Below are 15058 nucleotides of genomic sequence, written 5' to 3'. Positions count from 1 at the left end.
TTTTGCTAAAAATTAAATCTAATTTCTAAATATTAACAAAAATAATATTGTAGAAACAAAAATCCCCGTAAGAATAAATTACGGGGATTAAAAATTTATATTCTAGTTACGAAATTACATCACTTCCATTTTAAAGCTCATACTTTCAATCACTTTCAGAATCGCTTCTACCGTATCCATTGATGTTAAACAAGGAACACCGTTTTCTACACTCATTCTTCTGATTTGGAAACCGTCTCTTTCAGACTGCTTTCCTTTCGTCATGGTGTTAACAACATATTGTACTTTTCCTTTTTGAATCAGATCAATTAAATTAACACTGTCTTCTCCTATTTTATATCCTATTTTACAAGGAATTCCCTGTTCAGCAAAGAATTTTGCAGTTCCTTCGGTTGCCCAAATTCTGAAACCAACTTCGTGGAATCTTGACGCCAAATCTGCTGCTTCCTGCTTGTGTTTATCAGCTACCGTAAACAAGATGGAACCGTGCATCGGAACTTTTCTTCCTGCTGCAACCAATCCTTTGTAAAGGGCTTTTTCCAAGGTTGTGTCTTTCCCCATTACTTCTCCTGTAGACTTCATTTCTGGTCCTAAAGAGATATCAACTTTCGTTAATTTTGAGAAAGAGAAAACAGGAACTTTCACGAAAACACCTTCTTTATTTGGAACCAATCCGTTTTTGTAGCCTAAATCTTTTAGTTTCTGACCTAAAATTGCCTTCGTAGCTAAATTCGCCATTGGAACATCGGTAATTTTAGACAAGAAAGGAACTGTTCTCGATGAACGTGGGTTTACTTCAATGACATATACATTTCCTTCAAAAAGAACGTATTGGATATTCATTAATCCGATAACATTCAATCCTTTAGCTAATCTTTCTGTGTAATCTACCAAAGTATCAATTTCAGCTTGAGAAACATTTTGTGGAGGATACACTGCAATCGAGTCACCGGAGTGAACTCCTGCTCTTTCGATATGCTCCATAATTCCAGGAATGATTACTGTTTCGCCGTCGCAAATCGCATCTACTTCCACTTCTCTTCCAGTGATGTAACGATCTACCAAAACCGGCTGATCTGGGCTTGCATCTACCGCAAATTCCATATAGTGAGAAAGTTCTGCTTCATTGTACACAATTTCCATTGCTCTACCTCCCAAAACGTAGCTCGGACGAACCAAAACCGGATAACCAATCTCATTGGCAATCACAATCGCTTCTTCTTTTGAAGTTGAGGTTTTTCCTAAAGGCTGAGGAATTCCCATTTCCTGAAGAGCCTTTTCGAACTTATCTCTGTTTTCAGCTCTGTCTAAATCTTCAAGTGAAGTTCCTAAGATTTTCACTCCATAAGCCGCTAATTTATCTGCTAAATTGATGGCTGTTTGTCCCCCAAACTGAACAACAACTCCCATTGGTTTTTCAAGGTCGATGATGCTCATCACATCTTCTTCCGTCAAAGGTTCGAAGTATAATTTATCTGAAATCGAGAAGTCTGTAGAAACAGTCTCAGGATTATTATTGATGATAATTGCTTCGTAACCCATTTCTTTGATTGCCCAAACTGAGTGAACCGTTGCGTAATCAAACTCAACACCCTGCCCGATTCTGATTGGTCCAGAACCAAGAACTATGATTTTTTCTTTATCAGTAACTACAGATTCGTTTTCCTCTTCGTACGTTCCGTAGAAATAGGGCGTTTCAGATTCAAATTCAGCAGCACAGGTGTCTACCATTTTGTACACCGGCACAATTCCGTTTTCTTTTCTGAAATTGTAAACTTCTCTCTGCGAAGATTCCCATAAATGAGCGATATTCTGATCTGAGAAACCTAATTTTTTAGACTGAATTAAAATTTCTTTATCAAATCTGTTCGCTGCAATTGTTTTTTCGAAATCGACTAATTTCTTTAATTTCCAGATGAAGAATTTATCGATTTTACTCCATTCTACGATTTGTTCCCAGTCGTAACCTCTTCTTAAAGCATCACAGATGATGAATAATCTTTCGTCATCGCAAACTCTGATTCTTCTTTCGATATCTTCATCCGTAAGCGCTGCAGCCTGTTTTGTTTTTAAACCTAAATGTCTCAATCCTGTTTCCAGAGAACGAACTGCTTTTTGTAAAGACTCTTCAAAATTTCTTCCGATCGCCATTACTTCTCCTGTCGCTTTCATTTGAGTTGACAATCTTCTGTCTGCCGTTTCAAATTTATCGAAAGGGAATCTCGGGAATTTTGTTACTACATAATCCAAAGCTGGCTCAAAACAAGCGTAAGTCTTTCCTGTAACTGGATTCATGATTTCATCTAGAGTCAGTCCTACCGCTATTTTTGCAGCAATCTTAGCAATCGGATAACCTGTTGCTTTTGATGCTAAAGCTGATGAACGGGAAACTCTTGGGTTAACCTCGATGATGTAATAATCAAATGAATGCGGGTCTAAAGCCAACTGTACGTTACATCCTCCTTCAATTCCTAAAGCTCTGATGATTTTTAGTGAGGCGTTTCTTAACATCTGATATTCTCTATCAGATAGCGTCTGAGAAGGCGCCACAACAATTGAATCTCCGGTATGAACTCCCACCGGATCTATATTTTCCATGTTACAAACCACAATCGCATTGTCGTTTGCATCACGCATTACTTCGTATTCTATTTCTTTGAAACCTGCGATTGATCTTTCGATTAAACATTGCGTTACCGGACTGTATTTCAAACCTAATTCTGCAATCTCTTTTAATTCGGTTTCGTTAGCAGCGATTCCACCACCTGTTCCTCCCATTGTAAAGGCAGGACGAACGATTACCGGATAACCGATTTGTTCAGCAAAGCTCAGTGCTCCTTCAACCGTTGTTACGATATCAGATTCAGGAACTGGTTCGTTTAATTCTCTCATCAATTCACGGAACAAATCTCTGTCTTCCGCTCTGTTGATGGCTGAAAGTGTAGTTCCCAAAACTTCCACTTTACATTCTTCAAGAATTCCTGAATTTTCCAATTCTACCGCCATGTTTAGACCAGTTTGTCCGCCAAGTGTCGGTAAAAGTGCATCGGGACGCTCTTTTCTGATGATGTGACTTACAAACTGAAGTGAAATCGGCTCAATGTAAACCTTGTCAGCGATTTCAACATCCGTCATGATCGTTGCAGGGTTTGAATTGATTAAAATCACCTTGTAGCCTTCCTCTCTCAATGAAAGACAAGCCTGCGTTCCTGCGTAATCAAATTCCGCTGCCTGGCCGATGATAATTGGGCCGGAACCGATTACTAAAATTGTTTTTATGTCGTTTCTTTTCATTTTCTTTTATTAATGTTGAACCCTTTCAGGGTTCGTGAATTAATTATTTCTATTTTTCCATGGGTTTTACCCATGGCTATTGTTGTTGAACCATTTCATGGTTCGGTGATGATTGTTTTCATCGTTGTCCACAGATTTCATCCGTGGCTATTATTGTTGAACCATTTCATGGTTCGTTGATGATTGTCTTCATCGTTGTCCACGGATTTAATCCGTGGCTATTATTGTTGAACCATTTCATGGTTCGTTGATGATTGTCTTCATCGTTGTCCACGGATTTAATCCGTGGCTATTGTTGTTGAACCATTTCATGGTTCGTTGATGATTGTCTTCATCGTTGTCCACGGATTTCATCCGAGGCTATTATTGTTGAACCATTTCATGGTTCGTTGATGATTGTTTTCATCGTTGTCCACGGATTTCATCCGTGGCTGTTATTGTTGAACCATTTCATGGTTCGTTGATGATTGTTTTCATCGTTGTCCACGGATTTCATCCGTGGCTATTATTGTTGAACCATTTCATGGTTCGTTGATGATTTTTTCATCGTTGTCCACGGATTTCATCCGTGGCTATTATTGTTGAACCATTTCATGGTTCGTTGATGATTGTTTTTCATCGTTGTTCACGGATTTCATCCGTGGCTGTTATTGTTGAACCATTTCATGGTTCGTTGATGATTGTTTTCATCGTTGTCCACGGATTTCATCCGAGGCTATTGTTGTTGAACCATTTCATGGTTCGTTGATGATTGTCTTCATCGTTGTACACGGATTTCATCCGTGGTTATTATTGTTGAACCATTTCATGGTTCGTTGATGATTGTTTTCATCGTTTCCATAGGTTTTAACCATGACTATTATTACTGAATCATTTCACTGTTCTTTGATGATTTTTATCAACATCCCAGATTCATATGATTAATTGTGACCATCAAAAACATTCTCTATTACAGCCACAACGTGACTGAACATTACTAGCCATAGGTGAAACCTATGGACTGAACATTGACATCACAACCCAACAACCCATGAAATGGGTTGAACTATGCCCATAAATATTTTTCATCAAATTCAATCCCATTTGCTCTCAACAAATTTTTATATTCATCCTCAAAAGACTCATGCTTATGATGATCTTTTTGATTTTTAATATAATTAATCACGGCATCTTTATCTTTTTCAGAATATGTAAACGCTCCGTAACCACTTTGCCATTCTTCAAAATCAGGAAATAATCCGCTTTGCTTTATCCAACTATTGCTTGCAATTTTAATATCTTTTACAAAATTACTCAACGACATCGATGGATGTAAGTCTACAAACAAATGAATATGATCTGGCATTCCGTTAATTCTATAAAGTCTGCAGTTTTTATTCTTTACAATTCCCCAAATGTATTTGTATAACTGATCTTCATGCGCTTCAACCAAAACAGGTTTCCTATGTTTTGTGCTGAATACAATCTGATAATATATTTGACGGAATGTTGACATTTATTTATTCTTAAAGTTTTCCATTAATTCAATGAAATCATCAAACAAATAATTCGCATCTTCAGGACCTGGGCTCGCTTCTGGGTGATACTGAACGGAAAAGCACGGATGAATCTTATGTCTAAGACCTTCGTTTGTTCTGTCATTCAATGCGATATGAGTCTCTATTAAATCTGTTTCTTTAAGACTTTCTTGGTCAACAGCATAGCCGTGATTTTGAGAAGTGATGGCTACTTTGTTCTTTTCTAAATCTAAAACAGGGTGATTTCCTCCTCTGTGACCGAATTTTAATTTGAAAGTTTTTGCTCCGCAAGCCAGTCCAATCAACTGATGTCCAAGGCAAATTCCGAAGATTGGAACTTTTCCTAGCAATCCACGGATCATTTCTAAAGCGTGTTGATTGTCTTCAGGATCTCCAGGACCGTTGGATAACATGATTCCATCCGGATCCATTAGCAAAATTTCTTCTGCCGTTGTATCTTGTGAAACTACAATGATGTCGCAATTTCTTTGAGATAATTCTCTGATTATTCCTAATTTAGACCCAAAATCAACAAGTACTACTTTAAGCCCTCTCCCTGGGTTGGCATAAGAAGTTTTTGTAGAAACTTGCTCCACCTGATTGGTTGGGAACGTTGTTGATTTTAACTCTTCAACAGTAGTCTTTTCGTCTGCATCTGCATTCACGATTTTTCCTTTCACAACCCCTGAGTTACGAAGGATTCTTGTAAGCCTTCTGGTATCAATACCTGAAATACCTGAAAGATTTTTCTTTTTAAATAATTCCTGTAAAGTAATTTGCGTTCTGAAATTGGAAGGTAAATCGCAAATTTCTTTTACAATAAGACCTTTGATTGCAGGCTCTATGCTTTCGTAGTCATCACGGTTGATCCCGTAATTTCCGATCAGCGGATACGTCATACAAACAATCTGACCGCAATATGATGGGTCAGAAATCAATTCCTGATATCCCGTCATTCCGGTATTGAAAACCACCTCTCCTGCTGTCTCCAATTCTGCTCCGAAACCTTCTCCATGAAATACTTCACCGGACTCCAGTATTAATTTTTTCTTCATTTTAACTTTTATCTTTATTTCTATTTAATTTAATTATTTTCCGACCTATGTGATTTTTGATTACGCCCTTTCAGGGCTTAATTGACTAGGTTTTCTTTCTATTTCCATGGGCTTCACCCAAGGCTATTGACTGGTCGCCCTTTCAGGGCTTGATTCAGTATTATTTTTTTTTTGAGATTTCTTCAACCATTTCGAATTATAATTTTAAAATCTCAAAAGCATTCATGCTTGTCTCTTTTAACTTTTTACTTAAAAGAAAAACCTTTCTCTTCCAAAGCATTTTTCAGAATCGCCATTCGTGCGAAAACACCATTCTGCATTTGCTTGAAGATTCTTGAGCGTTCACATTCTACCAAGTCGGTATCTATTTCAACATCTCTATTGATGGGCGCTGGATGCATGATGATTGCTTGTTTTTTCATCGTTTTTTCTCTTGCTTTCGTCAAGCCATATTTCTTATGATATTCTGAAGCAGAGAAACTGATTTTTGAATCGTGTCTCTCATGCTGGATTCTTAATAACATTAAAACATCCACATCGTGAATCATTTCATCTACAGAAAGATAAGTTCCGTTAATTAAAGCACCTTCATCAAACCATTGTTCAGGTCCTGAGAAGTAAACTTTAGCGCCTAATCTTCTCAAAGCTTCTGCATTTGAATTGGCAACGCGACTGTGTTTCACATCCCCTACAATCCCCACTTTTAAACCTTCAAATGTTCCAAATTCCTGATAAATCGTGAGTAAATCGAGCATGCATTGTGAAGGATGGTTTCCCGTTCCGTCACCTCCATTAATGATGGGAATATTGATGTTTTTTAATTCATCAAAATACCGGTCTTTTTTATCTCTAATTACGACAAGATTTACCCCTATACTTTCAATCGTCTTTACAGTGTCATATAAACTTTCACCTTTGTTGACAGAACTGTTGGAAGCATCAAACGGAACGACCTGCAAACCCAATTTTCTCTCGGCTACATCAAAGCTTGTTTTGGTTCTTGTACTGTCTTCAAAAAACAGGTTTGAGCAGAAAACCTCACCTTCAATTTTGGCTGTTTTTCCGTTGGCAAAAGCTAAAGCTTCCTTCAGTATCTTATTGATTTTCTCTGTACTTAGTTCGGTAATCGTAAACATAATATCTTAATTTTTGAACATAAAAAAAGCGAAGAAAATATCTTCGCTTAAAATAAATAAATATCGTAAAGGGCGTCTACGCCCGGTAATTCTAATGATATAAATACTGTGTTATTCATTAGGTGCAAAGATATAATATTTGGCTAACATGACAAAGCGAAACTTCAAAAAAATTAAAAAACTTCAATCATTGTTTATTCTCACTTATTCTTAATATTTTTGTTAGAATTCAAATATAGTTTATGGACGCAAAAGACAGAATGATTCTCAGCATAATCCAGGAAGATTCTACTTTCTCTGTGAAGGAAATTTCAGAGAAAATAGGTTTAACATTTACTCCGACCTATGAACGCATTAAACAATTGGAGAAACAAGGTGTTATTGAGAAATATGTCGGTCTTCTGAACAGAGAAAAGTTGGGTTTGAATATTGTTGTTTATTGTAATGTGCGTTTAAAAGAGCAATCCAAGAAAGTTTTAGAGACTTTCGAGAAAAATATCATGCAGTATGATGAAGTTCAGGAAATCACCAGTCTTTCCGGCGAATATGATTATATGTTAAAAATCATTTCAAAAGATGTTAATTCTTATAATGAATTTGCTGTCAATATTATTTCAAATATCCCTAACATCGGGCAATACCACAGTTCTATTGTGCTTCATGAGGTGAAGAAGTCTACAAAATTTAAGATTGATTTGGGGTGAAATTAATACTAAAGGAGAATTAATTTAAAATCAAATTACCAAAATTTATATTTTTAATGCTTTTTCTAATTATTAGAGCTTTCGTAATATATCATACGCAACACTTGATGAACTTCCGTTTTTCTTCTCTTCTTTGATTTACTTTACGCTAAAAAAACACCCACACTTTTATGCTTTGAAATGTAGTTTTTCTTTAATATCTCATGTAAATCTAAAATAATAAAGAAGAATTTCTTGAATAGAGACAATTTTCTGTTAATATCAATAAGAAAAAACTTTCTTTTAAACATTTAAAACAATCAAAATTCTTTTAAAACATTTGTTTATAGAGCATAAATCAACCTGTAAATCTATAATATTGCTAAATTATTATATATTTGCTAAAAATATATAGTTATGGATAATATTTGTCCGAAATGTAAGAATAAAAATGTAGTAAAAAGTGGTATTATTAACGAAAAACAAAGATTCCACTGTAAGGACTGTAATTATTATTTTACAGTAAAAAAACTGGGGAAGCAGATTGATGATTATTATGTTACGAAAGCCTTACAGCTTTATTTAGAGGGATTAACGTTTAGAGAAATCGAAAGAATTTTAGGAATTTCTCATGTTACTATAAGCTCTTGGATAAAACGATATAATATTACTAGACCTCCTCATTCTGAGTTTCACCCAGTGTACAAAATACTTAAACAAAGTGAATTGACAGACTACATTTCAAATCCTGAAAATATAAAAGATTCAGGATTGATTATAACGCAATTTGCGGATAAATATATGCTTATAAAATGGGAAAGATTTAAAAAATAATAATTTAACTATTTACAATAAAGACGATTACATATTAATTTTTCATTTATACAACTTAAACTAAAACAAATAACTATATCATTAGCAATTATATATTTTAAATTTTCACAACTAAATTATTAATTACAATTTGGCTTTCGCAAAATAAAAGCCAATAAATTAATAATTTATGAAGAAAATATTAAGTTTTATAGGATTAGCTTTAATTAGCAATTCTGTATATGGGCAAGGTTCTCCTGATTATGGAAGTGGTTTAAAAATAAATTTAAATCCTCAAGGAGACAAGTATGTTAGATTTATTTTATGGGATCAGTTCTGGATTAGGAACACAGATATGAACCCTGGAAGTATAGTTGCCGGCGAGCCGACCGACAATACTTGGAACTTAGGAAACAGAAGAGCTCGTATTTTAACCTATGCACAAATCAGTAAACGATATATGGTTTTGCTGCATTTGGGAATGAATAATCAAACTTTTATCAATGGTGGCGCAACGGGAACTACGGGAACAGGTGGCTACGGAAATGGTAAAAAGCCACAACTTTTCTTTCATGATGCATGGAACGAATATGCTGTGGTGATGCCTGGGGAAGCAGGAAAATTCAGTTTAACTTTAGGTGGCGGACTCCATTATTACATGGGTCTTTCACGTATGACGATGGCTTCCACATTGAATTTTTTAACTTTGGATTCTCCTATTTTCAGCTGGCCTTTGATTGATAATTCTGACCAGTTTGCAAGACAAATGGGTGTTTTCGCAAAAGGTAAATACGGAAAATTTGAATACCGAATGAGTTTAAATAAACCATTTGCAACAGATTTAAATCCAGCCAATACATTAATCCCCGGAAATGAAGTCGCAGTAGACAACAACGGAAACCCAAATTGGTCTAAAGCTGGGTATTTTGAGTATCAATTCTTAGATTCTGAATCTAATCTTCTCCCTTTTAAAGTGGGCACTTACTTAGGAACCAAAAAAGTTTTCAACCTTGGTGCTGGTTTTTATCATCAAGCTGAAGGAACAAAAACTTCACTCAACTCAAACATCGAAAAACACGACATTACTCTACTTTCTGTAGACGCTTTTGCAGACATTCCTTTGGGTGAAGCAAAAAACAAAATGGCAGTTTCGGCTTACGCAGGGTATTTCAACTATAATTTTGGGCCGAATTATGTAAGAAACTTAGGAATTATGAATATCGCTGCTAACGATCCTAATTTTTCCGGACAAAGAGCCATTGCAGGATCCGGAAACCTTCAGCCAATGATTGGAACTGGAAACGTAGTGTACGCTCAGGCTGGTCTATTATTACCTAATCAATCAGAAAAACCAAAAGTACGAATTCAGCCTTTTGCCGCTTACACTTACAAAGATTTTGAAGCTTTTGATAAGCCATCTTCACAATTTGATGTGGGAGCCAACTGGTTTTTAGACGGTCATCATGCAAAAATTACGACACAATATTCTACAAGACCGGTTTACACAAGTCCAACAGAAAACCCGAAGTCTAAAGGAGAATTTATTGTGCAGCTTCAGATTTATTTATAAAACTAATTTCATTTAATAATTAACAAAAAAATCTATTGATATGAGCGAACAACACCACGATGTTTACGAGAATATGACAGATAAGCAGAAAAACCGCACCATCTGGAGTGTGATTACTGCATCTTCCCTCGGAACTTTAATAGAATGGTATGATTTCTACATTTTCGGAAGCCTAGCAGTTGTTTTGGCAACCAAATTCTTCCCGGCAGACAATCCTACCGCAGCATTTTTATCTACGCTGGCAACTTTTGCAGCAGGTTTTGTAGTAAGGCCTTTCGGAGCTCTATTTTTTGGAAGATTGGGAGATATCATCGGAAGAAAATACACGTTTTTGGTAACGTTACTTATCATGGGATTCTCTACATTCCTTATCGGGTGTATTCCTGGGTATGAGACCATAGGATTTATGGCGCCGGTTTTGGTTTTAATCTTGAGACTTTTACAAGGTTTAGCTTTAGGTGGAGAATACGGAGGAGCAGCAACTTATGTAGCAGAATATTCGCAGCCACACCGAAGAGGTTATTGGACTTCTTGGATCCAAACTACAGCTACAGCAGGACTTTTTATTTCATTAATTGTTATTTTAATTACTAAAAACACACTTTCAGCTGAAGAATTTGATTCTTGGGGATGGAGAGTTCCTTTCTGGATTTCTATTTTAATGGTGGGAGTTTCTTATTTCATTAGAAAAAACATGAAGGAGTCGCCGCTTTTTGCTAAGGCTAAAAGTGAGGGAAAAACTTCAAAAAACCCTCTAAAAGAAAGTTTCGGCAATAAATTTAATTTCAAATTCGTTTTATTGGCATTATTTGGTGCTGCAATGGGGCAAGGAGTAATTTGGTACACAGGTCAGTTTTACGCCATGAGTTTTCTTCAAAAAGTAATGAATATCAACTCGATGCAGGTAGATTACTTGATGGCTACAGCATTGCTGATGGGAACGCCTTTCTTTGTATTTTTCGGTTGGCTTTCAGATAAAATTGGAAGAAAAGCAATTATGATGACCGGGATGTTGGTAGCGATTTTGGCTTACAGACCTATATATGATGCGATGTACAAAAGCGTCAATATTGAAGCAAAAACCGTTGCAGATAATGGCATTAAAGAAACCAGAGTTGCTGCCATTCACAAAAGTATTGCAACAGACAGTTTAATCACGTTCCATAAAGAAACCATTTTCACAGACGGAACTTTAATTAAAAAAGACAGTATCGTTCATTGGTCTGCAGCAGGTCCTGTAATGAAAGACGGAAAAGCTGAAGAACCCAAAGTTTCTACTGCAATTACATTAAACAACGACACGAGATGGTATTTGGTATTCTTGGTGTTTATTCAGGTAATTTTCGTAACGATGGTTTATGGCCCGATTGCAGCATTTTTAGTTGAAATGTTCCCGGTGAGAATCCGTTACACATCGATGTCTTTACCATATCACATTGGTAATGGTGTTTTTGGAGGATTGCTTCCGGCAGTAGCCACTTATCTCGTAACTTCCGGAAAAGACGCCGGACATGCAACCTGGTATCTTGAAGGACTTTGGTATCCGATCGGAGTTGCAGCAGTCTGTTTAGTCATCGGATTGATTTATCTCAAAAATAAGAACAACAATATCCATGATTAATAAGGATAACCACTTCAAAATTTATTAATTTTAAATCTACTAAAATGAACGGATTAAAAAAAATATTAGGCATTGTATGGATCTTGGCTGCCTTAGCTGTTGCCTACTTCGGAATTACGGTGATGGGCGTTCCTAAAATCACATCAGGAAAGCAAGAAGACCTGGTATTCGGCATCATCATTCTTTTTGTATTGGTACCGATTGTCACAGGCGGACTGGCCATATTCGGATATTATTCTTTGATAGGAGAATATTCTGACGACAAATAAATTATAACTGATAGATGATAATTGATGAATGATACCGTTCATCAATTATCTTTTATCACTAAAAAATGGATTAAAATTATTTCACACTATCCTAAAGAGAATTATTTTAGTCAATTTTCAAGTAAAATCTTCCCTCCTTTTAGGGTTGGGGAATAGAAAGCATTTATTTAGATTTCATTCAAAACCAAATAATATCAAAACATTTGAATCAATAATCAATCAATTATGAAAAAGCGTCACGAGCAAAAACTGATTATCCTGAGCGTAGGTCTACTGATTGCGTTTAGCATTCCTATTTCATTGCTTTTTAATAGTGAAACGGAGGTTTTTGGCTACCCGATGATTCTCATTTATTTTTTCTCTGCTTGGATGATTTCCATCATTATTTCTTTTGTAATCGTAAAAAAATATGATGAGTAGTATTGCTTTATTTATCGTTGTTCTTATTTACCTTGCGCTTTTGTTCTTAGTTGCCCATTTGGCAGAGAAGAAAAAAAGTAAGATTTGGATCAATAATCCCTATATCTATGCATTGTCTCTCGCTGTGTACTGCACTGCATGGACGTATTATGGAAGTATTGGTGTAGCAGCAACCAGCGGTCTCAATTATTTACCCATCTATATTGGCCCCATTATAGTGATTCCTGCATGGATTTACATTAATACAAGGATTGTTCGTATCTCAAGGGTCAATAAAATAAGCAGTTTGGCAGATTTTATTTCTTTACGATATGGGAATAGCAGAAGCTTCAGTGCCATTATTACCTTGGTCTGTCTTTTTGCAATTATCCCTTACATTGGATTGCAGATAAAAGCAATTTCCGAAACTTTTCATTTGGTTACAGAAACCAAAATTTCACAAAATATTTTAACCGACAGCGGAACTTTTGTAGTCATCTTAATTGCTGTCTTTTCATCTTATTACGGAACAAAATACGTTGATGCCTCCGAAAAACGTTTGGGAATCATTTCCGCAATTGCATTGGAAAGTTTTCTTAAATTATTTTTCATTGTTATTTTAGGATTATTCGTTATTTATTATGCGTTTGATGGATTTTCAGACTTGTATCAAAAGGCGAGCAAATTCCCAGATTTCAAAGCTAAAAATACCTTCAACGGAATTGAAGGTGCCCTGAACTGGATGGTTCTCTGCATGATTTCCGGAACAGCCATTTGTATTCTACCGAGACAGTTTCACACCGCAATAGTTGAAAACAGACAAGAAAAACATATTAAAACAGCAATTTGGTTTTTCCCATTATATCTTTTAATTTTCACCATTTTCATTTTCCCAATTGCTTGGGGCGGAAGATTGATTTTCCAAGGACAAAACGTGAATCCCGAGTTTTACTCTATTCTTATTCCTCAACATTTTGATAATACTTTGATTACAGTTTTGGTGTTTTTGGGAGGTTTGAGTTCATCTATATCCATGATTATTATTTCGGCAATCACCTTGTCGATAATGCTTTCCAACAACTTGATTATTCCGTACGGTTTGTTGGGGAAATTTAAAGCTGAAAATGAAGTTCAAAACACCAGAAATATTACCAATATTCGTAAATTTTCAATCTTCGGACTAATTATCGTTGCTTTTGCTTTTTATAAATATTTCATTTTAAAAACTTCTTTAGATTCTGTAGGACTGATTTCATTTGTCATCATTGCACAATTGGCACCGGCATTTTTCGGAGCTATATTTTGGAGAAGAGGAAGTTATCAAGGTGCAGTAATTGGGCTTTTAGCAGGATTAATTATCTGCTATTTCGGGTTGATTATTCCTCAATATTATTTTTCTTACAACTCAGAATTGAAAGGTATTTTAAGAGATACGTATGATGCTTTTCAGTTTTTTGACATCTCTTTCCTAACAAGAATTCCTGAAATCTTCTTTTGGTCTATATTAGTTAACACTGCCCTATTTACAATCCTTTCTGTGAGTAGAAAAGGCAATTACCGTGAAAGAAACTTTGCTGAACTCTATGTAGATATTGATAAATACATTCAAAATCACGAAAATGCATTCATCTGGAGAGGAACAGCTTATGTTTCTGATATTCAAAATGTTTTGGAGCGTTTTTTAGGTAAAAAGAAAACCGAACAAGCCCTGCGGATTTTCAATATTAAATACAATATCGATTCTCAAACCGAAACTGCTGATTCTAGATTTATTAAATTCTCTGAAAACCTTTTGGCAGGAAGAATAGGCACAGCTTCTGCAAAAATTTTGATTGAAGGCGTAACTAAGGAAGACAAAATATCTTTAAAAGAAGTTCTAGATATTTTAGAAGAATCCAAAGAAAATATCACTCTTAATAAAAAACTAACCGAGAAATCTGAAGAACTGAAAAAGCTTTCAACTGATTTAAGCACAGCCAACCAAAATTTAATTATAAAAGATCTTCAAAAAGACGATTTTTTAGATTCTGTTGCTCACGAATTAAGAACTCCGATTACAGCAATACGTTCAGCTGGAGAAATCTTAGCAGATGATGACGATATTCCTTTAGATATTAAAAAAGAATTTTTAAACAACATCATCACAGAATCTGATCGATTAAGTGAAATCATCAACGATATTTTATATCTGGATAAACTTCAGCACGGAGAAATCGCATTAAATATTCATGAAAATAATATTATAAAAACCTATAAAAAAGCATTAAATCCTATTTTACATCTCATTCAGCAGAAATTCATTCATGTAAGCGAAGTTGATCTCCTACACCATTATCAATTTGAATATGACGAAGCGAGAATGATTCAGCTTTTCCAGAATATTTTAGGAAATGCTTTGAAATTTACCGATGAACAAGGAACAATTCAAACCAAATTTTCAGAAAAAGACGATGTTTTAATCATCAAAATATTCAATACCGGAAAAAACATTCCTGAAGAAGATTTGGAAATGATTTTTGATAAATTTTATCAAGCTAAAAACCAGAACATTAGAAAACCTGTAGGTAGTGGCCTTGGATTAGCGATTTCAAAAAGAATAGTGGAAACCCATAAAGGAACCATAAAAGCACAAAACAGCGGTTTGGGAGTAACGTTTACGATCACTTTGCCGAAGAAAACATAAAAAAAAATGAAATTGAAC

11 protein-coding genes are annotated in these 15058 nt (G+C 35.3%); 7 read left to right on the top strand and 4 right to left on the bottom strand.

What is annotated here, in order from left to right; all coding sequences use genetic code 11:
* Positions 1–114 precede the first annotated feature (114 nt).
* The 4 genes from carB to BW939_RS05950 form a co-directional block, all read right to left on the bottom strand.
* Entirely contained in the window at positions 115–3294 is a 3180-nt protein-coding gene (gene carB / locus BW939_RS05965) for a carbamoyl-phosphate synthase large subunit (RefSeq protein WP_076450784.1), read from the bottom strand.
* A 1045-nt stretch (positions 3295–4339) separates the two neighbouring features.
* The gene (gene tnpA, locus BW939_RS05960) at positions 4340–4789 is read right to left on the bottom strand and encodes an IS200/IS605 family transposase (RefSeq protein WP_076450782.1); all 450 of its coding nucleotides are present in this window, start codon (positions 4787–4789) and stop codon (positions 4340–4342) included.
* Positions 4790–5866 (bottom strand): carbamoyl phosphate synthase small subunit, encoded by a 1077-nt coding sequence (locus BW939_RS05955; protein ID WP_076450780.1) that lies wholly within the window; start codon positions 5864–5866, stop codon positions 4790–4792.
* Between the two features lie 245 nt (positions 5867–6111).
* Positions 6112–7002, bottom strand: coding sequence for an aspartate carbamoyltransferase catalytic subunit (locus BW939_RS05950; RefSeq protein ID WP_076450779.1), 891 nt, complete (start codon positions 7000–7002; stop codon positions 6112–6114).
* A gap of 242 nt (positions 7003–7244) precedes the next feature.
* Here BW939_RS05950 and BW939_RS05945 point away from each other — a divergent pair, with 242 nt between their 5' ends.
* The 7 genes from BW939_RS05945 to BW939_RS05915 all read left to right on the top strand — a co-directional run bounded on the left by BW939_RS05945 (position 7245) and on the right by BW939_RS05915 (position 15040).
* On the top strand, positions 7245–7706 hold the full coding sequence (locus BW939_RS05945) for an Lrp/AsnC family transcriptional regulator (protein WP_076450777.1): 462 nt from the start codon (positions 7245–7247) through the stop codon (positions 7704–7706).
* 396 nt (positions 7707–8102) lie between these two features.
* The gene (locus tag BW939_RS05940; protein ID WP_076450776.1) at positions 8103–8519 is read left to right on the top strand and encodes an IS1/IS1595 family N-terminal zinc-binding domain-containing protein; all 417 of its coding nucleotides are present in this window, start codon (positions 8103–8105) and stop codon (positions 8517–8519) included.
* Positions 8520–8688: 169 nt separating this feature from the next.
* Positions 8689–10068, top strand: coding sequence for a porin (locus BW939_RS05935; protein ID WP_076450774.1), 1380 nt, complete (start codon positions 8689–8691; stop codon positions 10066–10068).
* Between the two features lie 40 nt (positions 10069–10108).
* On the top strand, positions 10109–11689 hold the full coding sequence (locus BW939_RS05930) for an MFS transporter (RefSeq protein ID WP_076450772.1): 1581 nt from the start codon (positions 10109–10111) through the stop codon (positions 11687–11689).
* A gap of 44 nt (positions 11690–11733) precedes the next feature.
* Positions 11734–11958, top strand: coding sequence for a DUF6814 family protein (locus BW939_RS05925; RefSeq protein ID WP_076450770.1), 225 nt, complete (start codon positions 11734–11736; stop codon positions 11956–11958).
* 225 nt (positions 11959–12183) lie between these two features.
* Complete coding sequence (locus tag BW939_RS05920; RefSeq protein WP_076450768.1) at positions 12184–12378, top strand: hypothetical protein; 195 nt, start codon at positions 12184–12186, stop codon at positions 12376–12378.
* Positions 12371–15040, top strand: a complete 2670-nt coding sequence (locus tag BW939_RS05915) for an ATP-binding protein (protein ID WP_076450767.1) — start codon at positions 12371–12373, stop codon at positions 15038–15040. Before BW939_RS05920 ends, BW939_RS05915 begins: the two co-directional genes overlap by 8 nt.
* Positions 15041–15058 lie beyond the last annotated feature (18 nt).

Origin of the sequence: Chryseobacterium piscicola (genome assembly GCF_900156685.1) — a bacterium.
In the GTDB taxonomy this organism is placed as follows: Bacteria; Bacteroidota; Bacteroidia; order Flavobacteriales; family Weeksellaceae; genus Chryseobacterium; species Chryseobacterium piscicola.
The sequence above is the reverse complement of the archived record's forward strand: the minus strand, read 5'-3'. Positions and strand labels throughout refer to the sequence as shown.

Bases quoted from the DNA above. Each gene is read 5' to 3' on its own strand.
- BW939_RS05940 (WP_076450776.1), top strand. From the start codon at position 8,103: ATGGATAATATTTGTCCGAAATGTAAGAATAAAAATGTAGTAAAAAGT.
- BW939_RS05935 (WP_076450774.1), top strand. From the start codon at position 8,689: ATGAAGAAAATATTAAGTTTTATAGGATTAGCTTTAATTAGCAATTCT.
- BW939_RS05915 (WP_076450767.1), top strand. From the start codon at position 12,371: ATGAGTAGTATTGCTTTATTTATCGTTGTTCTTATTTACCTTGCGCTT.
- BW939_RS05950 (WP_076450779.1), bottom strand. From the start codon at position 7,002: ATGTTTACGATTACCGAACTAAGTACAGAGAAAATCAATAAGATACTG.
- BW939_RS05925 (WP_076450770.1), top strand. From the start codon at position 11,734: ATGAACGGATTAAAAAAAATATTAGGCATTGTATGGATCTTGGCTGCC.
- BW939_RS05920 (WP_076450768.1), top strand. From the start codon at position 12,184: ATGAAAAAGCGTCACGAGCAAAAACTGATTATCCTGAGCGTAGGTCTA.
- BW939_RS05945 (WP_076450777.1), top strand. From the start codon at position 7,245: ATGGACGCAAAAGACAGAATGATTCTCAGCATAATCCAGGAAGATTCT.
- BW939_RS05930 (WP_076450772.1), top strand. From the start codon at position 10,109: ATGAGCGAACAACACCACGATGTTTACGAGAATATGACAGATAAGCAG.
- carB (WP_076450784.1), bottom strand. From the start codon at position 3,294: ATGAAAAGAAACGACATAAAAACAATTTTAGTAATCGGTTCCGGCCCA.
- tnpA (WP_076450782.1), bottom strand. From the start codon at position 4,789: ATGTCAACATTCCGTCAAATATATTATCAGATTGTATTCAGCACAAAA.
- BW939_RS05955 (WP_076450780.1), bottom strand. From the start codon at position 5,866: ATGAAGAAAAAATTAATACTGGAGTCCGGTGAAGTATTTCATGGAGAA.